Source organism: Dyella sp. SG562, assembly GCF_011759495.1.
Lineage (GTDB): Bacteria > Pseudomonadota > Gammaproteobacteria > Xanthomonadales > Rhodanobacteraceae > Dyella_D > Dyella_D marensis.
In genome coordinates this window covers 185570-209241 of sequence record NZ_JAAOYS010000005.1, presented here as the reverse complement: position 1 = coordinate 209241, position 23672 = coordinate 185570, and the positions used below count along the sequence as shown (strand labels likewise).

Annotated in this window: 20 protein-coding genes; 15 read left to right on the top strand and 5 right to left on the bottom strand. The window is 68.4% G+C overall.

The features are described from left to right. Window positions 1-5: 5 nt before the first annotated feature. On the top strand, window positions 6-857 hold the full coding sequence (locus FHW84_RS11910) for an alpha/beta hydrolase (protein ID WP_167255718.1): 852 nt from the start codon (window positions 6-8) through the stop codon (window positions 855-857). Continuing rightward, on the top strand, window positions 854-1276 hold the full coding sequence (locus FHW84_RS11905) for a heme-binding protein (RefSeq protein WP_167255716.1): 423 nt from the start codon (window positions 854-856) through the stop codon (window positions 1274-1276). Before FHW84_RS11910 ends, FHW84_RS11905 begins: the two co-directional genes overlap by 4 nt. A gap of 64 nt (window positions 1277-1340) precedes the next feature. Here FHW84_RS11905 and FHW84_RS11900 read toward each other — a convergent pair whose 3' ends face one another. Next, window positions 1341-1838 (bottom strand): Spy/CpxP family protein refolding chaperone, encoded by a 498-nt coding sequence (locus FHW84_RS11900; protein WP_167255714.1) that lies wholly within the window; start codon window positions 1836-1838, stop codon window positions 1341-1343. Window positions 1839-1988: 150 nt separating this feature from the next. Between FHW84_RS11900 and FHW84_RS11895 the strand changes: the two genes are divergently transcribed. The 9 genes from FHW84_RS11895 to FHW84_RS11855 all read left to right on the top strand — a co-directional run bounded on the left by FHW84_RS11895 (window position 1989) and on the right by FHW84_RS11855 (window position 13158). Beyond that, entirely contained in the window at window positions 1989-2675 is a 687-nt protein-coding gene (locus FHW84_RS11895) for a response regulator (RefSeq protein WP_167255712.1), read from the top strand. Then, on the top strand, window positions 2672-4024 hold the full coding sequence (locus FHW84_RS11890) for a HAMP domain-containing sensor histidine kinase (RefSeq protein ID WP_167255709.1): 1353 nt from the start codon (window positions 2672-2674) through the stop codon (window positions 4022-4024). The genes FHW84_RS11895 and FHW84_RS11890 overlap by 4 nt, the downstream gene beginning before the upstream one ends. A gap of 71 nt (window positions 4025-4095) precedes the next feature. Next, window positions 4096-4386 carry a DUF1778 domain-containing protein gene (locus FHW84_RS11885; RefSeq protein WP_167255707.1) on the top strand — a complete coding sequence of 97 codons (291 nt, stop codon included), beginning with the start codon at window positions 4096-4098 and terminating at the stop codon, window positions 4384-4386. Next, a complete protein-coding gene (locus FHW84_RS11880) occupies window positions 4383-4874 on the top strand; it encodes a GNAT family N-acetyltransferase (RefSeq protein WP_167255705.1) in 492 nt (163 codons plus the stop codon). The genes FHW84_RS11885 and FHW84_RS11880 overlap by 4 nt, the downstream gene beginning before the upstream one ends. 62 nt (window positions 4875-4936) lie before the next feature. Continuing rightward, window positions 4937-5923 (top strand): multidrug resistance efflux transporter family protein, encoded by a 987-nt coding sequence (locus FHW84_RS11875; protein WP_167255703.1) that lies wholly within the window; start codon window positions 4937-4939, stop codon window positions 5921-5923. A gap of 87 nt (window positions 5924-6010) precedes the next feature. Beyond that, complete coding sequence (locus tag FHW84_RS11870; RefSeq protein ID WP_167255701.1) at window positions 6011-9019, top strand: glycoside hydrolase domain-containing protein; 3009 nt, start codon at window positions 6011-6013, stop codon at window positions 9017-9019. A gap of 77 nt (window positions 9020-9096) precedes the next feature. Continuing rightward, entirely contained in the window at window positions 9097-10359 is a 1263-nt protein-coding gene (locus tag FHW84_RS11865) for an MFS transporter (protein ID WP_167255699.1), read from the top strand. A 143-nt stretch (window positions 10360-10502) separates the two neighbouring features. Beyond that, window positions 10503-11432, top strand: a complete 930-nt coding sequence (locus tag FHW84_RS11860; RefSeq protein ID WP_167255697.1) for a glycosyltransferase family 2 protein — start codon at window positions 10503-10505, stop codon at window positions 11430-11432. 1 nt (window position 11433) lies between these two features. Further along, window positions 11434-13158 carry a hypothetical protein gene (locus FHW84_RS11855; protein ID WP_167255695.1) on the top strand — a complete coding sequence of 575 codons (1725 nt, stop codon included), beginning with the start codon at window positions 11434-11436 and terminating at the stop codon, window positions 13156-13158. Here FHW84_RS11855 and FHW84_RS11850 read toward each other — a convergent pair. Then, entirely contained in the window at window positions 13152-14423 is a 1272-nt protein-coding gene (locus FHW84_RS11850) for an ectonucleotide pyrophosphatase/phosphodiesterase (RefSeq protein WP_167255693.1), read from the bottom strand. The genes FHW84_RS11855 and FHW84_RS11850 overlap by 7 nt on opposite strands. Before the next feature lie 51 nt (window positions 14424-14474). Between FHW84_RS11850 and FHW84_RS11845 the strand changes: the two genes are divergently transcribed. After that, window positions 14475-14975, top strand: a complete 501-nt coding sequence (locus tag FHW84_RS11845; RefSeq protein ID WP_167255691.1) for a hypothetical protein — start codon at window positions 14475-14477, stop codon at window positions 14973-14975. Between the two features lie 103 nt (window positions 14976-15078). Here FHW84_RS11845 and FHW84_RS11840 read toward each other — a convergent pair whose 3' ends face one another. The 3 genes from FHW84_RS11840 to FHW84_RS11830 form a co-directional block, all read right to left on the bottom strand. Further along, window positions 15079-15588: a methylated-DNA--[protein]-cysteine S-methyltransferase gene (locus FHW84_RS11840; RefSeq protein ID WP_167255689.1), complete on the bottom strand. Its 510-nt coding sequence runs from the start codon at window positions 15586-15588 to the stop codon at window positions 15079-15081. Further along, the gene (locus FHW84_RS11835; protein ID WP_167255687.1) at window positions 15585-17093 is read right to left on the bottom strand and encodes a DNA-3-methyladenine glycosylase 2; all 1509 of its coding nucleotides are present in this window, start codon (window positions 17091-17093) and stop codon (window positions 15585-15587) included. The genes FHW84_RS11840 and FHW84_RS11835 overlap by 4 nt, the downstream gene beginning before the upstream one ends. Window positions 17094-17327: 234 nt before the next feature. Then, window positions 17328-17903, bottom strand: coding sequence for a hypothetical protein (locus FHW84_RS11830; RefSeq protein WP_167255686.1), 576 nt, complete (start codon window positions 17901-17903; stop codon window positions 17328-17330). Window positions 17904-18080: 177 nt separating this feature from the next. Here FHW84_RS11830 and hutU point away from each other — a divergent pair, with 177 nt between their 5' ends. The 3 genes from hutU (at window position 18081) to FHW84_RS11815 (ending at window position 23594) form a co-directional block, all read left to right on the top strand. Next, entirely contained in the window at window positions 18081-19751 is a 1671-nt protein-coding gene (gene hutU / locus FHW84_RS11825; RefSeq protein WP_167255684.1) for a urocanate hydratase, read from the top strand. Window positions 19752-20008: 257 nt separating this feature from the next. Then, window positions 20009-20782, top strand: coding sequence for an iron-containing redox enzyme family protein (locus tag FHW84_RS11820; RefSeq protein WP_167255682.1), 774 nt, complete (start codon window positions 20009-20011; stop codon window positions 20780-20782). A gap of 103 nt (window positions 20783-20885) precedes the next feature. Further along, window positions 20886-23594, top strand: coding sequence for an EAL domain-containing protein (locus FHW84_RS11815; RefSeq protein ID WP_343203596.1), 2709 nt, complete (start codon window positions 20886-20888; stop codon window positions 23592-23594). Window positions 23595-23672 lie beyond the last annotated feature (78 nt).

The window sequence follows — 23672 nt, the reverse complement described above, 5'->3', positions numbered from 1 at the left end:
CCTCCATGTCAGCGACTTTTCTGCACAAGAAGACCGGCGCGCCGCAGGCGCGCTGGATCGAGGCGGACGGCGTGCATTTCCATGCCGAAGAAGCGGGGCGCGGCGATGCCGTGACGATGCTGCACGGCTTCCTGGTCGACAGCGGCCAGTGGGACGAAGCATTCGCCGCGCTGGCCGATGAGCACCGCGTGCTGCGCTACGACCTGCGCGGCTTCGGCCGCTCGTCGATGCCCGCCGATACCACGTTCGCGCATCACCAAGACCTGCAGCGCGTGCTCGACGACCGCGGCATCGAACGCAGCGCCTTGCTGGGTTGTTCCGGCGGCGCCGGCACGGCGCTGGATTTCGCGCTGGCGCATCCGCAGCGGGTGACAGCGCTGGCGCTGATCGGCGCGGGCTACTGGGGCTACTACGCCACGCGCACGCCGGAGGCACAGGCGTTCTGGGCGGCGGTGCAGGGCGGCGATGCCGATGCCTTGCTGGATACCTCGCTGCGCGCCTTCGTGGATGGACCGCGCCGCACGCCGCAGCAGAGCAACCAGGAAGCGCGCGCACGCATCGCCGCCATGAGCGCATGGAACTTCGGCCGGGCGGACGGCTATTGGAAGCACGCTTCGCTGCAGCGCAATCCGCCGGTCCCCGCGCCGCAGCGGCTGGCGGAACTGCGCGTGCCGGTGCTGCTGATCGTGGGCGAGGAAGACCAGCCGGAAGTGATCGAGCTGTCCGAACGCCTCGCCGCCGGTTTGCCCGATGCGCGCCTGGTGCGCGTTCCGGATGCCGGCCATCACGTGAATATCGAGCGGCCCGACGTGGTGCTGCCGCTGCTGCGCGAGTTCCTCGCCGCGGTGCGCGCATGAGCCGCCCGCCTTCGTACGGTGCGCCGATCACGCTCGCCGATGCCGCCCGCGTGATGGCCGCCGCACAGGCCGAGGCGCAGCGCAACGACTGGCCGATGGCCATCGCCATCGTCGGCAGCGGCGGCCATCTGGTGATGCTGCATGCGCTGGACGACGTGCAGCATGCGAGCGTGGCGGTGGCGCAGGCGAAAGCCGAAACGGCGGTGAATTTCCGCCGCCCGTCGAAGCTGTTCGAGGACGCCGTGCGCGACGGCGGGCTGGGCCTGCGCCTGCTCGGCATGGACCACCTGTTGCCGCTGGATGGCGGCCTGCCGCTGTACCGCGACGGCAAGGTAGCCGGTGCGATCGGCGTCTCCGGCATGCAATCCACCCAGGACGCCCAGGTGGCCGCCGCCGGCGCGGCCTTGATGCAGGCGTAAAAAAGCCGCGTCCGCACGGGGCGGACGCGGCTTTCACCGGGGCACTACCCTTCCAGAGAAGGTCTTACTGGGCCGTCGACGCGCTGGAGCCGGCGGCCTTCTGCTGCGCCTTGAACTGCATCCACTGCTGGCGGCGCTGTTCACGCTCCTGCTTCAGTGCGGCCCACTGCGCCTTCTGCTGCGTGGTCAGCAGGGCGTAGATCTGCGCCTTGAGCTGGGCCTGCTGCTGCACGCGGGTCTGCGTGGCGGCGGCTTCGGCCTGGGCCAGCTGGGCCGCGGCGGCCTGGTAGCCGGCCTGGTCCGGGGTCATCGATTCGAAGGACTGGCGCTGGGCGCGCAGGGCGTCGCGCTGGGCCTTGTTCTGGCTGAAGCTGTTCTTGACCAGGTCGTGGATGCTGGCCTTCTGCGCGTCGGTGAGGTTGAGCTTCTGCATGGCCATGAAGCCGTGGCCGCCGCGATGGCCGCCGAAATGCTGGCCGCCGTCCTGGCCGGCCGCGAACGCCGCGGTGCCAAGGGTCATGGCGGAAGCGAGGGCCAGGCCGAGGAAGAGGGACTTGCGCATGTTCTTCACCTTTCGGGTTGGGGGGACTTGCGGAGTATTTGACGACAAGCCCGCGTGTATGTTTTTTGCCGATGGGTAAAGAAGCGTAAAGCCCGTGGTTCCTGGGCTCCCGCGCCGTTTGAATGGCGCAAAAACCCACGCCAGCGACTCATGCAACGAATCCTGCTTGCCGACGACGACCGCGCCCTGACCGACCTGCTGGCCGAATACCTGCGCCGGGAGGGCTTCACGGTCGACGTGGCCCACGACGGCGAGGAAGCGCTGGCGCGCCTGAGCCATCCGGCGCAGCGGCCGGACCTTTTGATCCTCGACGTGATGATGCCCGGCCGCGATGGCCTGGAGACCTTGCGCGAGCTGCGCCTGCAGCACCGGCTGCCGGTGATCATGCTGTCCGCCCGCGGCGAGCCGGTGGATCGGGTGATCGGCCTGGAACTCGGCGCGGACGACTACCTTTCCAAACCCTGCCTGCCGCGCGAACTGCTGGCCCGCGTGCGCGCCCAGCTGCGCCGCCATTCACCGGCCGCCGCGGGCACGCTGGAAGTGGGCGTGCTGCGCCTGCTGCCGGGCGAGCGGCGCGCGTATGCGGGCGAGGCGGAGCTGTCGCTGACCGGCGCGGAATTCGGTTTGCTGCTGGCGCTGGCCCAGCGCGCCGGACAATTGGTGGACAAGGCCACGCTCACGCGCATGGCGCTGGGGCGCGAGCTGGAGCGCTTCGACCGCAGCATCGACGTGCACGTGAGCCGCCTGCGCCACAAGCTGGCGGAGGCTTCGGAGCAGGCGCCGCGGATCGAGTCGGTGCGTGGCGCCGGCTACGTGCTGGTGGCGGGCGCGGCATGAATCCGTTCAAGACCTCGCTGTTCTGGCGACTGCTGGTGTGGTTCGTGCTGGCCAACCTGACGGTGCTGCTGCTGGGCGGCTATGTCACGCGCAGCTTCATCGAATACAACACCGCGGTGGAGATCAACTGGACCGCGCTGGCCGACAGCGCGAACGAAGCCTATGCAAGCGGAGGCGCCGGCGGCCTCGACGCATGGATCCGCGACCAGCGCCGCGACGGCGTCGACGCCACCTTGTACGAGAACGGCGAGCCGCTGGTGCCGATCCGCCTGCCCGGCAGCGTGCGCGATCAGTTGCCGCAGTGGCTGGCGTCGGGGCATGACCTGGTGATGCAGCCGTATCCGCGCATCTACCTGGCCGTGCAGCAGGTCACCGGCAGCGATGGCCGTGCGCGGCAGCTCGTCGCCCTGAGCCGCACGCATTCGCGCATTCCCATGCAGACGCGCAACCAGATCTACCTGGCCGTGCAGTTCGCGCTCTCGCTGCTGTTCATCGTGCTGATCGGCTGGTGGTTCGCGCGCGGCGTGGCGCGGCCGGTGGAAGCGATGCAGCGCGCGGCGCGGCGCATGGCGGCGGGCGAGCTGTCGACGCGGGTCGGCCCGGAAGGGCGGCGCGGGCCGGGCGAGCTGTCGCAGCTGGCGCAGGACTTCGACGCCATGGCCGTGCGCATCGAAGCGCTGGTGGCGCACGACCGCGCCGTGCTGCAGGACCTCTCGCACGAACTGCGCTCGCCGCTGGCGCGGCTGCAGCTGATCCTCGACCTGGCCCGGCGCAGCGACGGCGAGCAAGCCGACGCGTACTTCGCCCAGGCCGAGCGCGAGATCGTCCGCCTGGACCGCATGACCGGCGAGATGCTGGCCCTGTCGCGCCTGGAAGGCGGCTTGCCGGGGATGGAGCGCGAACCGGTGGACCTGGCCGCACTAGCGCGCGAATGCGTGGCCAAGGCGGCGATCGAGACCTCGGCGCGCGGCCTGCGCCTGAATGCGGCGATCGAGGCGCCGGCCTGGGTTTCCGGTAGCGGCCAGCTGCTCGAACGCGCGCTGGACAACCTGCTCGGCAACGCCCTCAAGTACAGCCCCGAAGGCGGCAGCGTGGAGCTGGCGGTGCGCGCGGAGCACGGGCACGCCGAAGTGATCGTGCGCGACCACGGCGCCGGCGTGCCGGAGGAGGAGCTGTCCCAGCTGTTCCGGCCGTTCTTCCGCGGCAGCAATGCGCCCAAGGCGGAAGGGCACGGGCTGGGCCTGGCCATCGTCAGCCGGGTGGCGCAGGTGCACGGCGGCGAGGCGGGCGCCCGCAACGCCGAAGGCGGTGGGCTGGAAGTGCGCCTGAGCCTGCCGCTGCTGGGGTAAGGGCGGGCTATAAGTAATGACATTGTCAGTACGTCCTGGTAGGCTGGCGCCTTGCCTGGAGTCTGAAACTCATGACCAAACCCGACGCTCCTTCCGCCAAGCGGGATACGCTGAACCTTCGCATCAAACCGGAGGACCGCAGCTTGATCGACCGAGCCGCCCAGGTCCGGGGTAAGACCCGCACCGACTTCGTCCTCGACGCCGCCCGCACGGCCGCCGAGGAAGCCCTGCTGGAGCAGGCGGTCGTCATGGCCACGCCGGAGGCGTACACCGCCTTCCTGGAACGCCTGGACGCGCCCCCCCAGTCCAACGAACGCCTGCGCCAGACCCTGCGCAGCAAGGCCCCCTGGGACAAGGTGTGACGCTGGCCGCTCCGCAACCGCTGTCCGCGCACCATCAGCTGGAACCCTTCGCCTGCGGCGTCGACAGCCTCGACCGCTGGCTCAGGCGGCGGGCCGCCGGCAACCAGGCGAAGGGTGCTTCGCGCACCTACGTCGCCTGCGAAGGCGCACGCGTGGCCGCGTTCTACGCGCTGGCGTCCAGCGCGGTGGCCGGCGACCTCGCCACCAGCCGCTTCAGCCGCAACATGCCCGACCCGGTGCCGGTGGTGGTGCTGGGGCGGCTGGCCGTCGATCGGGCCTGGCAGCGCCAGGGCCTGGGGCGCGCCCTGGTGCGCGACGCCTGCCTGCGCATGGGCCACGCCGCCGATGCGATCGGCATCCGCGGCATGCTGGTGCATGCGCTCAGCCACGAGGCGCGCGCGTTCTACTGCCACGTGGGCTTCGATCCTTCGCCGCTCGACCCGATGCTGCTGATGATCACGCTGGCCGATCTGCAGGCGAACCTGTAGACGCCGGCATGCCGGCCGCATCGCCTAAGATCGATCTTCGTGCCACCCGTCCTGAGTTCCCCATGCGCTCCAACGCTCTCGCCGCCGTCGGGCTCGCCCTGTGCTCGGCGCTGTTCTTCACGCTGACCTATGTGCTCAACCGCAGCTTCGTCGCCGGCGGCGGGCATTGGGCGTGGGCGGGCATCCTGCGTTATCTGATCACCCTGCCGCTGCTCGCCGTGGTGCTGCCGTGGCAGGGCGGGCTGGGCGAGCTGCCGCGGGAACTGCGCCGCCATCCGCGCACCTGGCTGCTGTGGAGCAGCGTGGGCTTCGTGCTGTTCGGCGTGCCGCTGACCTGGGCCGCCAGCAGCGGGCCGTCGTGGCTGATCGCCGGCAGTTTTCAGACCACCGTGCTGGCCGGTCCGCTGATGGCGCCGCTGATCTACCGCGATGCGCGCGGCCGGCTGGCCTGGCGCACGCTGGCGATCGGCGCGCTGATCGTGGCCGGCGTGTTCGCGCTGCAGTGGGGGCATGCGCAGGGACGGTTGAGTGCGGGCGACTGGCTGGCGATCGGCGCGGTGGTGGTGTCGGCGTTCGCCTATCCGCTGGGCAATCGCATGCTGCTGCTGCATCTGGAGCATGGCCAGGCGCGGCTCGGCGCGGTGCAGCGCGTGTTCGGCATGACGCTGTGCAGCTGGCCGCTGTGGCTGCTGTTCGCCGGCATCGCGTGGGCCACGGTCGGCCCGCCGTCGTGGCGCGACGTGCTGCTGGCCGGCGGCGTGGCGCTGTCCTCCGGTGTGATCGCCACCGTGCTGTTTTTCCGCGCCACCGACATGGTGCGCAGCGAACCCACCGCGCTGGCCGCGGTGGAGGCGATGCAGGCGGCCGAGCTGCTGTTCGCCACCTTGCTCGGCGGCCTGCTGCTGGGCGAGGCCTGGCCGCATGGCTATGCCGCCTGCGGCGCGGTGCTGATCGTCGCGGGCATCGCCTTGTTCGGCTGGATCAGCGGCCGCGGCGCGGCCGGCCACGATGAGGAACTGCGCACATTGCGCACCGACCGCGGCGCTTGAATCGCGGCCGTCCAGACGTCCGGAACTTGCCTCGCCCGCATGCATCGGGTTAAACACTTCCGTTTGGCAGCATGGGCGAGGTGGACGATGCGGCAGTTCTACGCGCGGGCAGTGCTGGCCTGCATGATGGCGGGAGCGTCGCTGGCGCTGGCGCCGGTGGCCAATGCGGACGAACACGGCGCGCCCGTGCTGCGCTGGGATCCTGCCAAGCTGGGCAATCATCGCTATCTCGTGCAGGTCGACGCGCCGGCCGAGGCCGTGCACGTAGTGATTCCCTGGCGCCGGCGCGATGCGCATCCGGAGAAGCTGGCGGTGATCGTGGCCGATCCCGACGGTGCGCCGGTGGCCAACCTCGTCACCGGCAAGATCGACCGCGCATCCGGCGAACTGGTGTTCCAGGCTGCGAAGGCCGGCACCTACGCGGTGTACTACCAGCCTTATGTCGGCGGCGGCCGCAGCAATTACCCGGTGGTCACCTACGCCGCGGCGCGCGACATCGCCGACCCGGCCTGGGCCGGCAAGCTCGGCAAGGCCTCGGCCTGGAACCGCCTGCCGCAGGCGCAGGTGCTGCGCTACGAAGCGGTGGACGATTTCGATGCATATACCGAGATGGAACGCACCGCCACGCCGGCCGAACTCGACGCGCTGCTGGCGAAGCATGCCGGGCCGCTGCTGCTGTTTCCGGAAACGCGCGCCAATCCCGTGCGCATGTTCGACACGCTGCCCGCTTCGTGGGCGCAGCGCGGCCCCGGCGGCGACTTGAGCGACAGCGCACTGCGCGGCGAATACCTCAGCTTCCAGATCGGCCTGTGGGCAGCGCGCGCGCCGGCAAACGCGGTGCGCGTGGCTTTCGGCGACCTGCACGGCCCCGACGGCGCGGTCATCCCCGCCACCGCGCTGACCTGCTTCAATCTGCGCGGCATCGACTACACCGGCCAGCCGTTCGGCACGCGCGTGGACGTGGCGAAGGGCCGCGTGCAGCCCTTATGGATGGGCGTGGATATTCCCGCGGACGCCAAGCCCGGCGTGTACCAGGGCGAAGTGAGCATCGGCGCCGATGGCGTGGATGCGCAGCGCGTGCCGCTTTCCATCACGGTAGGCGACGGTGTGGCGGTTGCGCATGGCGACGACGATCCGTTCAAGCTCACCCGCCTGCGCTGGCTCGATTCCACCCTGGCGCAGGACGACGCCGTAGTGAAGCCGTTCACGCCCATCGCCGTGAAGGGCGCGACGCTCGACATTCTCGGCCGCGACATCGCGCTCGCCGACAGCGGCCTGCCCGCACAGATCCAGAGCCGCTTCGACGAGCGCATGACCGGCTTCGCCAGGCAGCCGCAGGCGCTGCTGCAGGCGCCGATGCAGTTGCTGGTGGAGGACGGCTCGGGCGTGCATGCGCTGGCCGGCAAGGGCATGCCGAAAGTGGAGACCGACGGACCCGGCAAGGTGCACTGGACGGTGACCGGCAACGCCGGCCCGCTGCGCGGTGAAGTGAAGGCCTCGCTGGAAGCGGACGGCACGCTGCAGTACGCGATCGAGCTGCAGGCCGACCGGGAAACCCAGGTCGGCGACATCCGCCTGGAAATGCCGCTGCGCAACGAGGTGGCCCATTACCAGCTCGGCCTCGGCCAGCAGGGCGGCGAAGCGCCGACTGGTTTCAGCTGGCACTGGAACGTGCGCAACAACCAGGACGGCGCGTGGATCGGCGCGGTCAACGCCGGCCTGGAATTCCACCTGCGCGACGAGCACTACCTGCGCCCGCTCAACACCAACTTCTACCAGCAGCAGCCGCTGCGCATTCCGCAGTCCTGGGACAATGGCGGGCAGGGCGGCATCGACCTGGAGCGCGGCAAGGAGCGCTACCTGGTGCGCGCCTTCAGCGGCTCGCGCACGCTCAAGGCGGGGCAGACGCTGCGCTACGACGTGGTCCTGCGCGTGACGCCGTTCAAGACCATCCAGCCGGCCCAGCAGTTCGGCGAGCGCTTCTTCCACAAGTACGGCGACCTCGACGCGATCAAGGCCGACGGCGCGAACGTGGTGAACATCCATCACGCCACGCCGATCAATCCGTGGATCAACTATCCGTTCCTGGAAGCCGAGGCGATGCGCAGATACATCGATGCGGCCCACCAGCGCGGCATGCGGGTGAAGATCTACGACACCATCCGCGAGCTGTCCGACCGCGCGCCCGAGCTGCCCATGCTCGAATCGCTGGGCCACGAGGTGATCAGCGCCGGCAAGGGCGGCGGCTTCTCCTGGCTGCAGGAACACCTGGACGGCGATTACATCCCCGCCTGGCACGTGCCGGAAAACCGCGACGCGGCGGTGATCAATGCCGGACAGAGCCGCTGGCACAACTACTACATCGAGGGCCTGGACTGGCTGGCGCGCAACGAAGGCATCGACGGGCTGTATCTGGACGACGTCGCCTACGACCGCACCACCATGAAGCGCGTGCGCAAGGTGCTGCAGGCACGCCGGCAGGATCCGCTGATCGACCTGCATTCGGCCAACCAGTACAACCCGCGCGACGGCTATATCAACAGCTCGCTGCTGTACATGGAGCTGTTCCCCTACATCGACCGCCTGTGGTTCGGCGAATACTTCGACTACGAGAAGAGCACGCCGGCGTACTGGCTGACCGAGATATCCGGCATTCCCTACGGCCTGATGGGCGAGATGCTGCAGAACGACGGCAACCCGTGGCGCGGCATGGTGTTCGGCATGACCAGCCGGCTGGGCTGGTCGCCCAAGAGCGATCCGCGTCCGCTGTGGAAGCTGTGGGACGGCTTCGGCATCGCCAAGGCGGAGATGATCGGCTGGTGGGTGCACGATGCACCGGTCAAGACCGGCCGCGACGACGTGCTCGCCACCAGCTACGTGCGCAAAGGGCAGGGCACCCTGGTGGCGCTGGCCTCGTGGGCGCCGGAGCGGACCGAGGCGAAGCTCGCCATCGACTGGAAGGCGCTGGGCCTGAATCCGGCCAAGGCGAAACTGGTGGCGCCGGCGATCCCGGGTTTCCAGCCGGCGGCGACGTTCAAGCCGGGCGATGCGATTCCGGTCGAACCGGGCAAGGGCTGGCTGCTGCGGCTGGAATAAGTCCGGTCGATCGCACCGCACGATGGCTTTATCCTTGACGGACGCACCAGTCCCCCGGTGCGCCGCCAAGGATCTTTATGCAAGCCCAGGCCGCCGCGAACCGCGCGGGCGAGGAGTTCATCCGCCACGGCACGCCGCTGTTCCGGCGCACCAATTTCGCCCTGTTCGCCGCGGGCATCGCCACCTTCGGCCTGCTGTATTGCGTGCAGCCGCTGATGCCGGAGTTCAGCAAGGACTTCGGCGTGAGCGCGGCCGGCGCGGCGCTGTCGCTGTCGGTCACCACCGGCGTGCTGGCGGTCGCGATGCTGGTGGCCGGCGCGGTGTCCGATGCCTGGGGCCGCAAGTCGGTGATGACGGTGTCGCTGCTCACCTCCTCGCTGCTGGTCATCGCCACCGCGATGGTGCGCGACTGGCCCATGCTGCTGGTGCTGCGCACCTTGCTCGGGCTCACTCTTAGCGGACTGCCCGCGGTGGCGATGACGTATCTCAGCGAAGAGATGCATCCGGATTCGATCGGCCTGGGGATGGGCCTGTACATCAGCGGCAATGCGCTCGGCGGCATGGGCGGACGCCTGGTGGCCGGCGTGATGGCCGACTTCGTCGGCTGGCGCGCGGGCGTCGGCGCGGTCGGCGCGATCGGCCTGCTGGCGGGGTTGGTGTTCTGGCGCAGCCTGCCGCCGTCGCGGCATTTCACGGTGCAGCCGTTTCACTGGAAAGCCCTGCGGCAGCGCTTTGCCGGCGCATTCCGCGACGCGGGCCTGCCGTGGCTGTTCGCCGAGGGCTTTTTGCTGCTGGGCGCGTTCGTCACTGTCTACAACTTCATCGGCTATCGCTTGCTGGCGCCGCCGTACGGGCTGAGCCAGGCGGTAGTAGGCCTGATTTTCAGCGTCTATCTGATCGGTACGTTCAGCTCGGCCTGGATGGGACACCTGGCCGGCAAGCTGGGGCGGCGCAAAGTGCTGTGGACCGCCTTCGCGCTGATGCTGGCCGGCGTGCTGCTGACCCTGGCCGCGCCGCTGGCGCTGATCGTGCTGGGCATCGTGGCGATCACCTTCGGTTTCTTCGGCGGGCACTCGATCGCCAGCAGTTGGGTGGGGCGCCGCGCGGGCCTGGCCAAGGCGCAGGCGTCGTCGATGTATCTGTTCGCGTATTACATGGGATCGAGTCTGGCGGGGGCTGGCGGTGGCCTGTTCTACGCGGCATGGAACTGGCGAGGCGTTGCGCTGTTCGTCGGCACGCTGGTGCTGGCTGGGCTTTGCATCGCATGGAAGCTGTTCGCATTGCCGCCGCTGCCCGGCCCTCCTTCATCGGGGAAAGAGCCGGCACTGCCTGAGATGTAGCGGAGGGCGGTATCGATCGTGCTCATAGAAATCGGACCCGTCCGAAAAACATAGGCTGAGGCGTCGTCATTGGCGCCGCTTGATGCAAGGCTAGCCATCATCCACCTCCCGGATGGCGCCAGCCCATCCATAGCGAGCCTTGTATGTACCGCATCGCCGTGCTGGTCCCTTGCTACAACGAAGCCGTGACCATTTCCGCGGTGATCCGCGCGTTCAGCCAGGCGCTGCCGGCAGCGCGGATCTACATCTGCGACAACAATTCGACGGACGGCACTGCCGACATAGCGCAGCGTATGGGCGCCCAAGTGTGCCGGCAGCCGCTTCAAGGCAAAGGGCACGCGCTTCGGCGGATGTTCGCCGATGTCGACGCCGATGTTTATGTGATCGTGGATGGTGACGCCACCTACGATGCAGCAGCGGCCCCGGCCATGGTCGCGCGATTGCTGGACGAGCGCCTGGACATGGTGGTCGGCGCCAGATGCCAGGGGCCGCCGGAAGCATTCCGGCCAGGGCACCGTATGGGTAACCGGCTGTTCACCGGCATCGTGGGGTGGATCTTCGGCCACGCATTCACCGACATGCTTTCGGGCTACCGGATACTGTCGAGACGTTTCGTCAAATCCTATCCGGCCCTTGGCTCGGGCTTCGAGGTGGAGGCGGAACTGACCATCCATGCCCTGGAGCTCAGCATGCCAGTGGCAGAACATCCCACTTCCTACCGGCATCGTGTGGATGGGTCGCATAGCAAGCTGCGGACCTGGGCTGACGGCTGGCGCATCCTGTGGTTCATCGTCCGCTTGACCAAGAGCGGCAAGCCGTTGGCCTTCTTTTCGTCGGTAGCGGGCTGCTGCATGGCTTGCGCAGTCCTGCTTGCCGGGCCGTTGCTCGATACCTACATCCGGACAGGACTGGTGCCCCGTCTTCCGACGGCATTGTTGTGTGTGGCGCTGGCGGGCCTTGCTGCGCTTTGCATGTGCTGCGGGCTGGTGCTTTCCACGGTGACCATGGGGCGGCGCGAGCAGAAGCATCTGGCTTATCTTGCGCATCCAGCCCCGGAAGCGGATCGGGGCTGACATGAGCAAGCCCTTCACCGATGGGCGGCCGTCCACATGGCTTGCGCTTGCCGCCTGCCTGCTGACAGGTGCGGTTCTTTCCGTGGCATTGGGGCAGGAGGCGAGCTGGGATACCAGAAACTATCACCTCTACAATCCATGGGCCTGGTTGAACCGACGACATGCTCTCGACCTTGCTCCAGGCGGGCTTCCCTCCTACTTCAACCCGCTGCCCGATGTGCCCTACTACCTGCTTGCCACCGGTCCGGCGGGGCATTGGCCGCGCGTGGTGGCTGCTTTGCAAGGAATGTGGTTCGGCGGGCTGCTCCATGTGCTTTGGCGCATCGCGCATCGCCTGTCCGCGTTGCGGGGGCTGGCGTTCGGCTGGGGGGATCGGTTCGCCGTATTGATCGGCGCCAGCGGAACCATGCTGATCGCCCAGACAGGCAGCACCGCCAATGAAGTGCCCATGGCGATGCTGACTCTGCTTGGCCTGCACATTCTGATGCCGCTGTACCTCGACCAGGTGGCGCCACCATCGTGGCGCCGTGCCTTCGGAGCAGGCCTGTGCTGTGGCCTGGCGGCCGGACTCAAGCCCACTGCCGTGGTCTATCCGCCGGCCATGGCCATTGCGCTGCTGATCACCCTCGGTCTGCGCAGGCAGGCCTGGCGGCTGGCTGGTTTTTATGCCGCAGGCGCATGCCTGGCGTTCGCGGTGGCTTATGGCTGGTGGGGCTGGCATCTATACCAATTCAGCGGCAACCCGGTGTTTCCGATGTTCAACCAGATTTTCAGGTCGGATCTGGTTGCGCCGATCAGCGCGACGGATGGAGCCTTTCGGCCGCGCAGTTCGCTGCAATGGCTGTTCTATCCGTTCTTCTGGCTGCGCCCGAGTGTATGGGTCGTCACGGAGGCGCGATTTGCTGACGCGCGCTATGCGGCGGGCATGCTGGCGGTGCTGTGCATCGCCCTGGTCAATCTCGTGCGGTGGCGCCGGAGACAAGCCACCGAGCCGCGAGAGGCGCGCGTGGCAGGCTTGCTGATTCTCTTTGTCAGCCTGGCGTATCTGTTCTGGATGGGCTTGTTCTCGATCTTGCGTTACGCGATTCCGATCGAGGCCTTGACTGGCTTGCTGGTCTTGATGGCGGCCCAGGCCGTGATGTCATGCTGGCGCGATGGCGGATCGGTCAGGCCGACTGCCTGGGCGATGGGGTTGCTATGCGTGGGCCTGTCCATGTCGACGCACTATCCCCAGTATCGCCGGACTACCTACGGGCAACAGGTTTACGAGGTGGAGCCGCTCGATCTCGCTCCGGGCAGCACCGTCGCCCTGCTGGGCTATACCAACTCCTACCTGGTTCCGTTTCTTGTACGTCCCGAGGGAATCCGCGTTGTGGGGGTGACTTGGCTGACCCGCCTTTCGACAGGGCGTGGCCTGTGGTCGCGAACGCGCGAACGGCTCCTTGCGGGCAGGCATTCTCTCTATGCGATAACGCGGGACGATGCGCAGGCAGACATCGACCTCTTTTTCGAATTCCTGCCCGGTTACCGGTTCGACGAATGCCGGCCCATCCGTTCGAACCTGGAGATCGACGACGAGGGAGCCAACGTTGCCGACGGCCTGCGGCTGTGCCGCGTGGTGCCGGAAGCCGAGCCTGTTTCCGGGCATGAGCGGCAGGCTCGGCGATATCGGGGGGCGCCGTCGGCCGGCGAACCCCCGATTCATTCGAGCATGCAGCCTTACTGAGTCTTGTCCTTCAGCGCGGCCTTCAGCGCCTGCGCATCGCCGTCGTTCTGCACCGGCGTCACACCCAGCAGCTGCGTCATCAGCGGATACACGTCCACGTTCGAGATCGCCGGCAGCACGGTGTCCTGGCGGAACGCCGGGCCGCGCGCGACGAATAGCGCCTGCATGGTCGGGTCGGCATTGTCGTAGCCATGCTCGCCCAGGCTCAGCTTGTCGCCCTTCTTGAGCTTCTTGGCCACGTAGTCGCTGGTGGTCACGCGCCAGCCCACATCCGCCAGGCATACCAGCTGCGGCACGCGCGGGTTCTTGCCGTAGGCCAGGCGCGCGGGGATGCGGGTCTTGTCCCAGCACTGCATGTGCTGCTGCGGCTTCTCCAGCTTGGCCTCGATCTTGGCGAAGTCATGGCCCGGCTTGGCGTTGAAGCCGGCCAGCACGCCCAGGCTCACCACCTGCACCTGGTTCAGCGGCACCAGCTTGTCCACCATCACGTTGTGCTTGGCCGGCACGCTCGCCATGCCGTGGTCGGACACCACGATCATATTGATGCGGTCGAGCAGGCCGCGCTGTTTCAGGCCGTCGACCAGTTGGGCGAGCGCGCCGTCGACCTTGGCGATGGATTCGTTCACCTGCTTCGAATCCGGGCCGTAGCCGTGGCCGGCATGGTCGACGTCGTCGAAGTACAGGGTGAGGAAGGTCGGGCGCTCGCCGGCCGGCAGGTCCAGCCAGCTCAGCACGGTGTCCACGCGCTGCTCCGGCGACATGGCGCCGTCGTAGGGCAGCCAGTGGTCGGGGCGGTAGTCGTGGATCGGCGCTTCGCTGCCGGGCCAGAACATGGTGGCGGTCTTCAGGCCCTGGCGGCCCGCGGTTTCCCAGATCGGCGTGCCCTGGGCCCACCAGCGGCCGTCGGCGCCGGCGGCGCGGTTGCTCAGCGAGAACTCGCCCAGCTCCGGGTCGAACATGGTGTTGTTGACCATGCCGTGATGGTCCGGGCGCAGGCCGGTGACGATGGTGTAGTGGTTCGGGAAGGTCAGCGACGGAAACGACGGCTGCATCGCCTGGGCGCGCACGCCTTCGTGGGCCAGCGCGGCGAGGGTGGGGCTGAGGCCGCGCTGGATGTAGTCGGCGCGGAAGCCGTCGATCGAGATCAGCAGCAGCGGGGCCGGCGCGGCCTTGACCACCGGCGCGGGTTTAGCCGGGGGACGGGTGGCACACCCGGCGCTGAATGCGGCAACGGAGCAGAGCAGCAGGCGAAACAGGATTTTCATACGCGAGTCCATACGATGTTCCAGGCAATCCCACCATGATGGCGCACTCGTATGACCATTACATCTCTGTCCATACAGCGTCTTGTCCGGCCGGCCCTGCTCGGACTGGCGGTGCTGGCCGCCGCGGCCCCGGCCGCCGCGCAACAGCAACAGCAGCAGCGCCAGCAGGCGCAGCAGCCCACTTACCAGCCCAACTACAACGCCATCAATGCGCAGCAGGCGAACCAGCAGGCGATCCTGCAGGACAAGCTGCGCACCAGCCAGCTGCAGGAGCAGCAGCGCCAGCTCAATGCGGCGGCGGTGCGCCAGGCGCAGGCGAACAACCCCGCCGCGGCGCAGGGGCTGGACTTGTCCAGCCAGGCCCAGCAGGACCGCTTCGATGCGCGCCAGCGCGCGGCCGTGGACCAGTACCGCGCCGCGTCGTCCAGCGCGCCGCTGGTGCTGCCGCAGCCGGTGCGGCCGTCGTCGACGGCGAAGAAGCCGCCGCCGTCCGCGCTCGATCAGCTGCATCCCACGCCGCAGGCGCAGCCGCAGAACCAGCCGCAGCGCTGAGCGCGCAGCTCGTAGGTTGGGGTGAGCGCTAGCGAACCCCAACGCTAAAGTGCCTGGCCATGTCGTGCGGTGCCCGTTGGGGTTCGCTGGCGCTCACCCCAACCTACGGCAGCGCGAACAGGTCGCCGTGCGCGACGCGGTCTTCCATCGACAGCAGGAAACGCTTGGTCGGCAGCCCGCCGCCAAAACCGGTGAGGCTGCCGTTGCTGCCGATCACGCGGTGGCAGGGCAGGATGATCGGGATCGGATTGCGCCCGTTCGCCGCGCCCACCGCGCGCATCGCCGCGGGCTGGCCGATGCGCCGCGCCAGTTCCGCGTAGCTGATCGTCACGCCATAGGGGATGCGCCCCAGTTCTTCCCACACCGCGAGCTGGAACGGCGTGCCGACAGGATGCAGCTTCAGTTCGAAGGACGTGCGTTCGCCGGCGAAGTATTCCTCCAGTTGGCGGCGCGCCTGGGCCAGCGGCCTGGCGGCATGCACCCATGCCGGCTGCGGCGACTTGCGCTGCCGGCCGGTCTCGAACCACACCTCGCGCAACCCCTGCGCATCCGCCACCAGCAGCAGCTGGCCGATCGGGGTGGGCAGCACGTCGTACCAGATCGTCTCGCTCATGCGCTCTTTGCCTTCGGTTTGGCGCGCTCGGCCGCGTCGGTGGCGGCGCGCCACAGATGCATCACCGCATAGGCGCGCCAGGGGCGCCAGTCTTCGGCCAGCGCGGTGAGCGCTTTCGTGCTCAGTTCCGCGCCGTCGCCGGCGGCGGCGCGGCGCAGGATCAGGTCCGCGGCGGGGAACGCATCCGGATGGCTGAGCGCGCGCATCGCCATGTAGTGCGCGGTCCATTCGCCGATGCCGGCCAGCTCCACCCAGCTCGCCACGAACGCATCCAGCGGCTGTTCGCTGCGGAAATCGATGCGCCCGTCCAGTAGCGCGCGCGCCACGCCTTGTACGGTATTGGCGCGCGCCGTAGTGAGGCCCACTTCGCGCAGGTCCACGTCGACCAGGATCTCCGGCCCCGGAAACAGGCGCTCCAGCCCCGGCGCCACGATACCCGCCACCGGCGTGCCCCAGCGCTGCACGATGCGCGTGGCCAGCGTGCGCGCTGCCGCCACGCTCACCTGCTGGCCGAGAATCGCCCGCACCGCGATCTCGAAACCGTCCCAGCCGCCCGGCAGGCGCAGGCCGGGGCGGCGCTGGTGCAGCGGCTTCAGCACGCCGCCGGCATGCATCACCGCGCCGATCGCCTGCGGGTCCGCGTCCAGGTCGAACATGCGCCGCAGCTTCGACACCACGCCGAGCATGCGCGCCGGCTGCGGGCACTGCAGTTCCAGTTTCAGCGCATGCTCGCCGTTCGGCCACGCACTCAGGCGCAGCCAGCCGGGTGCATCCGCGGGGCCGAACACGCGCGCATAGCTGCGCTCGTCCACCTGCTCCACACCCGGCAGTGCACGCGTGCGCAGGAACGCCAGGATCGCCTCGAAGTCATACGGCGGCCGGTAGTTGAGGCGCAGCGCCAGGCCGCCGTCCGCCGCCTTCGCCGGATGGCGGCGCAGTTCGCGCGGCGGCATCCGGTTCGCCTGCTGGAACGCCGCGTTGAAGCGGCGCAGGCTGCGGAAGCCGGATGCGAGCGCGACGTCGGTTACCGGCAGGTCGGTCTCGGTCAGCAGCTGCTTCGCGAACAGCAGGCGGCGCGTGGTGTGCACGCTGATCGGCGGCGCGCCCAGGCGCTCGACGAACACGCGGCGCAGCTGGCGCGCGCCCACGCCCAATCGCTGCGCCATGTCTTCCAGCGAATCGTCTTCCAGTACGCCTTGTTCCATCAGCTTCAGCGCGCGTGCGATCACGTGGTCGCCGCGCTGCCAGCTGTCGTTGCCCGGCGCCAGCTCCGGCCGGCAGCGCAGGCAGGGGCGGAAACCGGCCGCTTCCGCCGCCGCGGCGCTGGCGTAGTAGCGGATGTTTTCCGGTTTCGGCGACGGCGCCGGGCAGACCGGGCGGCAATAGATGCGCGTGCTGGTGACGGCGGTGAAGAACAGCCCGTCGAAGCGCGCATCGCGGCTGAGGCGGGCCTGTTCGCAGAGGCGGTCGGGGAGGGGCGCGCTGGGGGCGGGGACGGTGGCCATGCATGCAGGCTAGCACCGGGGGCGGCGGGGGACTCGCCGTTTTCGGACATCAATAGGGCGGCTATGAAAACTCTTCTCCCCTTCGGGGAGAAGATGCCGGCAGGCGGATGAGGGGCGGGTGCTCGCGGTGGACGTTCGACGAAGCGTCGCGCGCTTCTATGCTTCCGCTTCACTGCTCCGTAGGTCCCCCTCACCCCGGCCCTCTCCCCGGAGGGGAGAGGGGGCAAAGCGGAGCTATTTCACCGGCGCCATCAGATGCTGATACGGCGTCCCCGCCCACATCACATACGGCGCCGACGTATCCGGATCCGCGCCTTTCGGATACGCGTCGTAGAACGCCGCATCCGCGCCCACCACCATGATGTGCGGGCCGGTCTTGATCCAGTGGTTGCTCGCGTCGGGTTTCGTCGCATACGGATCCGTGTTGCTCGCATCCGTGCCGCCCGACAGCATGTACATCACACCCATCTTGCCGGCCGGCGGCGGCTTGTGGCTCATCCACGCCTGCGCCCATTCCATCGCGTTCTTGTCCATGCACATCGGATCCGGCCCGGGCGTTTCCGGGTTGTCCGGCATGCAGGTGTAGTCGTTCGTGCCCTTGCGCAGCATGCGCGCGCTGCCGTCCGCGTTCATCGCGATGATGGTGGCGCCCTTGGCCACGCCCGGCGGCGCGGCGCGCATCGCGCTGGCGATCAGTTCCGCATCGCTTGGCGCCTTCTTCGGCGCGGCCTTGTCGGCGGCATTCGCGCTTGCCGTGACCAGCAGGGCGGCGATCAGCGCCGCGAGGTAGATGGTGCGTGTCGCGTACATGGGACCCTCCCGTTCGAGCCGCGACGCGGCCATGGCCCGGCTTCCCCCGCGCAAAGTCTGGTCCCGCCGCGGATACCGCCACAATCGGCCAAATGGACGGTTTTGCCGCAGTGCAGTTGGCGGTCCCGAAAACCCGCGCCCATAATCGACGTTTCCCCCCGCAGGCCAGGATTTCCCATGAACGCCCCGACGCGTATCGACACCACCCGCACCATCCGCGCGCCGCGCGGCGGCGAGCTGAGCTGCAAGAGCTGGCTCACCGAGGCGCCGTTCCGCATGCTGCAGAACAACCTCGACCCGGAGGTGGCGGAAAACCCGGCCGAGCTGGTGGTGTACGGCGGCATCGGCCGCGCCGCGCGCAACTGGGAATGCTTCGACGCGATCCTGCGCGCGCTGCGCGAACTGAACGACGACGAGACCTTGCTGATCCAGTCCGGCAAGCCGGTCGGCGTGTTCCCCAGCCACCCGGATGCGCCGCGCGTGCTGCTGGCCAATTCCAACCTGGTGCCGGCCTGGGCGAACTGGGAGCACTTCAACGAGCTCGATAAGAAGGGCTTGATGATGTACGGCCAGATGACCGCCGGCTCGTGGATCTACATCGGCTCGCAGGGCATCGTGCAGGGCACCTACGAGACCTTCGTGGAGATGGGCCGCCAGCACTACGGCGGCAGCCTCAAGGGCAAGTGGATCCTCACCGCGGGCCTGGGCGGCATGGGCGGCGCGCAGCCGCTGGCGGCGTCGCTCGCCGGCGCGTGTTCGCTGAATATCGAATGCCAGCAGAGCCGCATCGATTTCCGCCTGAAGACGCGCTACGTGGACGAGCAGGCCACCGACCTGGACGACGCGCTGGCGCGCATCGCGAAGTACACCGCCGCCGGCGAAGCGAAGTCGATCGCGCTGCTCGGCAATGCGGCGGACGTGCTGCCGGAACTGGTGCGCCGCGGCGTGAAGCCGGACGCGGTCACCGACCAGACCAGCGCGCACGACCCGGTCAATGGCTATCTGCCCAGCGGCTGGACGGTGGAGCAGTGGTTCGAGCGCCGCAAGAGCGATCCGGCCGGCACCGCCAAGGCGGCCAAGCACTCCATGCGCACGCACGTGGAAGCGATGCTGGCGTTCCAGCGCGCCGGCATTCCCACCTTCGACTACGGCAACAACATCCGCCAGATGGCCAAGGACGAAGGCTGCGCCGACGCCTTCGAATTCCCCGGCTTCGTGCCGGCCTATGTGCGCCCGCTGTTCTGCCGTGGCGTGGGTCCGTTCCGCTGGGTGGCGCTGTCGGGCGATCCGGAAGACATCTACAAGACCGACGCCAAGGTGAAGGAACTGATTCCGGACGATCCGCACCTGCACCGCTGGCTGGACATGGCGCGCGAGCGCATCAGCTTCCAGGGCCTGCCGGCGCGCATCTGCTGGGTGGGCCTGGGCCTGCGCCACAAGCTGGGCCTGGCCTTCAACGAGATGGTGCGCAAGGGCGAGCTGAAGGCGCCGGTGGTGATCGGCCGCGATCACCTGGACTCCGGCTCGGTCGCCAGCCCCAACCGCGAGACCGAAGCGATGCGCGACGGCAGCGATGCCGTGTCCGACTGGCCGCTGCTCAACGCCATGCTCAACGTAGCCGGCGGCGCCACCTGGGTGTCGCTGCACCATGGCGGCGGCGTGGGCATGGGCTATTCGCAGCATTCCGGCGTGGTGATCGTGTGCGACGGCAGCGAGGCGGCGGACCGGCGCCTCGCCCGCGTGCTGTGGAACGACCCGGGCACCGGAGTGATGCGCCATGCGGACGCCGGGTACGACATCGCCGTGCAGTGCGCGAAGGAGCAGGGGCTGAAGCTGCCGATGCTTTGAGAGCGGGGAACGGGGAACGGGGAACGGGGGGAAGGATCGCAAGCTTCGCTTCCACTACAACCCGCACGTTCCCTGTTCCCTGTTCCCTGTTCCCGTCCCCCCAATCGTCACCCGGCCAATAGCCCTACCCCGAAGGGCCGGACGATTTTCCATGTCCTGCCACCTCCAGTCCGAAGATTATGTGATCTCCGGCACCTTTCTGGCGCCGGGGCGTCGGCCATTCGGCCGACGTCAGTCAAAACACTGGAGATCGCATCATGACTACGCAATTCGAACGCACTGGCGCGCTGACCGAGCTGAGCAGCTATCCGCACTGGGCGCAGGACATCGTCCACGCTGCCGAGGAGACCAAGCGCACGGTGGTGGACCACGAGGTATGGGAGCTGATGATGAACAGTCGTCTTCACGCTGCCTCCACGCGAGACTTCATGGTGGGGATCTGGCCCGTCATCGAGCGTTTCCCGGCCTACATGGCGCTGAACCTGCTGAAGACCCAGTACGGCCGGACCCAGGGCGACAACCTGGCCCGGCGCTGGCTGGTGCGGAACATCCGCGTGGAGCAGAACCACGCCGAGTACTGGCTGGATTGGGCCGAAGCCGCGGGGATCAGCCGCGACGAGGTCCTGCACGGGTTGCCGCCCCATGGCACGGGAGCCTTGCCCGACTGGTGCGAACAGGTGAGCACCAAGGCTTCCCTCGCCGCCGGCATGATCGCCACCAATTACGCGGTGGAAGGTGCAACGGGGGAGTGGTCCCAGAAGGTGTTCGAGAGTCCCTACAAGGAGGCCTTTGCGACCGAGACCCGGGGCAAGGGTTTGCGTTGGCTCCAACTTCACGCGGCCTACGACGATACTCATCCTTGGGAAGCGCTCGAAATTGTGTGTACGCTAATGGGGACGGCGCCGACGCCGGCCGAGGTGGCTTATCTGGGGGAATGCGTGCGACGCAGCTACGTCAGCATGCAGATCACCTTGGACCGCTGCCTGGACGTGCGCCAGGATCCGTGGTCAGTCAGTGAAGCCGCAGCCTGACGCAACGCGTTTGCCGGGCGGGACGCATCGCAGGCAGTGGATGTCGGCTTGAATGAGGACACGGGACGCTATGCGTAACGCTCGTACTGGCTTGCGAAGACCATTGCTGCAAAGGCTGCTGCCGCTGGCCTACGCACTGGCGGCAATGCTCGGGCTGGTCCTCGCCCTTACATGGGGAGCCTTGCAGCTCCAGGTGACTCTCGCCGGTTTTCTCAACGGCGAGAGTCTTTGGTCCAAGGCGCAGAAGCAGGCGGTGGTGGACCTGGAGAACTACGCCACCAAGGGCGATCCGGTCTACCTGCAGGGTTTCCGCCGCAACTACGCGGTGCTGGTGACCGACCGCTATGCGCGCGACAAGATCGACAGCGGCGACTTCGACCGGGCCGAAGTGATCGAGGCCTTCCGCCGCGGCGGGGTGATCCCCTCGGCGATCCCCGGCATGGTTTTCATCCTGCAGTATTTCTCCGCCGCCCCGCATATGCGCGAGGCGCTCGCCGACTGGCATTCGGTGGACGGCCAGATCGCCGAACTGAACGTGATCGCCGGCGAACTCGAACGCAGCTACGCCGCCGGCGCGCTGGCCCCGGCCGAGCTGGCGCGGCAGCGCGACCGCATCCACCAGCTCAACGATTTCATCGAGCCGCGCAGCAGCAGCTTCTCGCTGCACATCGCCAACGGCGCCACCTGGATGGGCCGGGTGCTGTTCGCCAGCGTGGCCCTGATCACCCTGGTGGCCGGACTGCTGTGGCTGCGCATGGCGCGCCGCATCCTGGCCGGCATCCGCGGCACCGAGGAACGCTACCGGCTGCTGTTCGACAGCGCCGCCTCGGCCATCGTGATGGTGGACGAGTCCTCCGGGCAGATCCTCGACGCCAACCGCACCGCCGCGCGCTGGACCGGGCGCGGCCCGGACGAACTGCTGGGCGAGTCGTTCGCGCGCCTGTTCGCCTCCGGCGAGGCGCCGCAGGACAGCAACGTCGCCCTGCTGCGCGATGCCGCCGGCGAGGCGCGCCCGGTGGAAACGCAGAGCGCGCTGGCGCTGTGGGGCGAGCGCTTCGTGCGGCAGGCGATCATCAGCGACGTGTCCGAGCGGCTGTCGATGGAGCACGAGCGGCGCATCGCCTCCGAAGCGCTGGCCGGCATCGCCGAGGGCGTGGTGATCGCCGACGCCGAGCGCCGCATCACCACGGTCAACACTGCCTTTACCCGCATCACCGGCTATGACGCCGATGCCGTGCGCACGCGGCGCTTCGACGAGACGCGCACCCAGCTCGACGGCTCGCCGCTGCCGGCTTCGATCTGGGACACCGTCGCCAACGGCGGCAACTGGAAGGGCGAAGTGTCCAGCCGGCGGCAGGACGGCAGCAGCTATCCGGAACTGCTCAGCATCAGCGCCATCCGCGACACCTACGGCCGCGTGCAGCACTACGTGGCGGTGCTGACCGACATCACCGCGATCAAGGCCGACCGCCTGCGCCTGGAACACCTGGCCACGCACGACCCGCTCACCGGCCTGGTCAACCGCGCCGAATTCGAGCGCCTGTGCGAGCACGCCATCCTCGGCGCCACCCACGGCCGCAATGCGGTGGCGGTGCTGTTCGTGGACCTGGACGCCTTCAAGGTAGTCAACGATAGCTACAGCCACGCGATCGGCGACAGCCTGCTGGTGAAGGTGGCCGAGCGCATCGACCGCGCGCTGGGTCCGCACGACGTGGCCGGGCGCATCGGCGGCGACGAGTTCACCGTGCTGCTGGGCCGCCTGCCCACCCGCGAAGACGCGCGCACCATGGCCACCCGCCTGCTGTCCTCGCTGGCCGAGCCGGTGCTGGTGGGCGACTACGAGATCGCACTCAGCGCCAGCATCGGCATCGCCGGCTTCCCGCTGGACGGCGGCGACCCGATCACCTTGATCACCAATGCCGACGCGGCCATGTACGTGGCCAAGACCGAGGAGCGCAACGCGTTCCGCTTCTACACGCCGCTGATGCATGCCGACGCGCGCCGCCGCCTGATGCTGGGCGTGGACCTGCGCCAGGCCCTGGTGCGCGGCGAGCTGTACCTGGTCTACCAGCCGAACGTGGAGCTGCGCACCAGCCGCATCGTGGCGGTGGAGGCGCTGCTGCGCTGGCGCCATCCGGAACGCGGCGTGCTGCTGCCGGACGAATTCATCCCGATGGCGGAAAGCCTGGGTCTCATCCGCCAGATCGACGAATGGGTGATGCGCGAAGCCTGCGCCCAGGTGCGCCGCTGGGACCAGGCGCACCTGCCGCCGCTGCGCATGGCGATCAACGTCTCGGCCAGCACCTTCGGCCACCGCACTTTCATCGAGCGCCTCAGCGCGGCGCTGGATGCCGAACAGCTGGACGGCAAGCGCCTGCTGGTGGAGATCACCGAGAGCGCGATCCTGCGCCTGGGCGAACAGACCGACCGCACCATGCACGCCTTGCACGCGCTGGGCGTGGGCGTGGCGATCGACGACTTCGGCACCGGCTATTCGTCGCTGGCCTATCTGAAGCTGTCGGCCATCGCCTTTTTGAAGATCGACCGCTCCTTCATCAACGGCCTGCCGCAGGATTCCAACAACGCCGCGATCACCGAGGCGATGCTCGCCATCGCGCGCAGCCTGGGCCTGCGGCCCATCGCCGAAGGCATCGAGACCAAGGAGCAGCACGAGTTCCTGCTCAAGGCCGGCTGCGCCGAAGGCCAGGGCTTTTATTACTCGCGCCCCGAAGCGGCCGAGGAGATCGCACGCCAGCTGGTGCGCAGCCCGAAGCCCGCGAAGCTGCGGCTGGTGCCGCCGAAGCAGCGTTGAGGATGCCTGTGCGTAGTGCGTAGGTTGGGGTGAGCCGCAGGCGAACCCCAACTGTGCGGCAACGTTGGGGTTCGCCTG

Coding starts and splice junctions, on each gene's coding strand:
- FHW84_RS11860 (WP_167255697.1), top strand. CDS start 10,503: ATGTACCGCATCGCCGTGCTGGTCCCTTGCTACAACGAAGCCGTGACC.
- FHW84_RS11830 (WP_167255686.1), bottom strand. CDS start 17,903: ATGTACGCGACACGCACCATCTACCTCGCGGCGCTGATCGCCGCCCTG.
- FHW84_RS11905 (WP_167255716.1), top strand. CDS start 854: ATGAGCCGCCCGCCTTCGTACGGTGCGCCGATCACGCTCGCCGATGCC.
- FHW84_RS11820 (WP_167255682.1), top strand. CDS start 20,009: ATGACTACGCAATTCGAACGCACTGGCGCGCTGACCGAGCTGAGCAGC.
- FHW84_RS11855 (WP_167255695.1), top strand. CDS start 11,434: ATGAGCAAGCCCTTCACCGATGGGCGGCCGTCCACATGGCTTGCGCTT.
- hutU (WP_167255684.1), top strand. CDS start 18,081: ATGAACGCCCCGACGCGTATCGACACCACCCGCACCATCCGCGCGCCG.
- FHW84_RS11875 (WP_167255703.1), top strand. CDS start 4,937: ATGCGCTCCAACGCTCTCGCCGCCGTCGGGCTCGCCCTGTGCTCGGCG.
- FHW84_RS11835 (WP_167255687.1), bottom strand. CDS start 17,093: ATGGCCACCGTCCCCGCCCCCAGCGCGCCCCTCCCCGACCGCCTCTGC.
- FHW84_RS11845 (WP_167255691.1), top strand. CDS start 14,475: ATGACCATTACATCTCTGTCCATACAGCGTCTTGTCCGGCCGGCCCTG.
- FHW84_RS11850 (WP_167255693.1), bottom strand. CDS start 14,423: ATGAAAATCCTGTTTCGCCTGCTGCTCTGCTCCGTTGCCGCATTCAGC.
- FHW84_RS11865 (WP_167255699.1), top strand. CDS start 9,097: ATGCAAGCCCAGGCCGCCGCGAACCGCGCGGGCGAGGAGTTCATCCGC.
- FHW84_RS11910 (WP_167255718.1), top strand. CDS start 6: ATGTCAGCGACTTTTCTGCACAAGAAGACCGGCGCGCCGCAGGCGCGC.
- FHW84_RS11840 (WP_167255689.1), bottom strand. CDS start 15,588: ATGAGCGAGACGATCTGGTACGACGTGCTGCCCACCCCGATCGGCCAG.
- FHW84_RS11885 (WP_167255707.1), top strand. CDS start 4,096: ATGACCAAACCCGACGCTCCTTCCGCCAAGCGGGATACGCTGAACCTT.
- FHW84_RS11895 (WP_167255712.1), top strand. CDS start 1,989: ATGCAACGAATCCTGCTTGCCGACGACGACCGCGCCCTGACCGACCTG.
- FHW84_RS11900 (WP_167255714.1), bottom strand. CDS start 1,838: ATGCGCAAGTCCCTCTTCCTCGGCCTGGCCCTCGCTTCCGCCATGACC.
- FHW84_RS11870 (WP_167255701.1), top strand. CDS start 6,011: ATGCGGCAGTTCTACGCGCGGGCAGTGCTGGCCTGCATGATGGCGGGA.
- FHW84_RS11890 (WP_167255709.1), top strand. CDS start 2,672: ATGAATCCGTTCAAGACCTCGCTGTTCTGGCGACTGCTGGTGTGGTTC.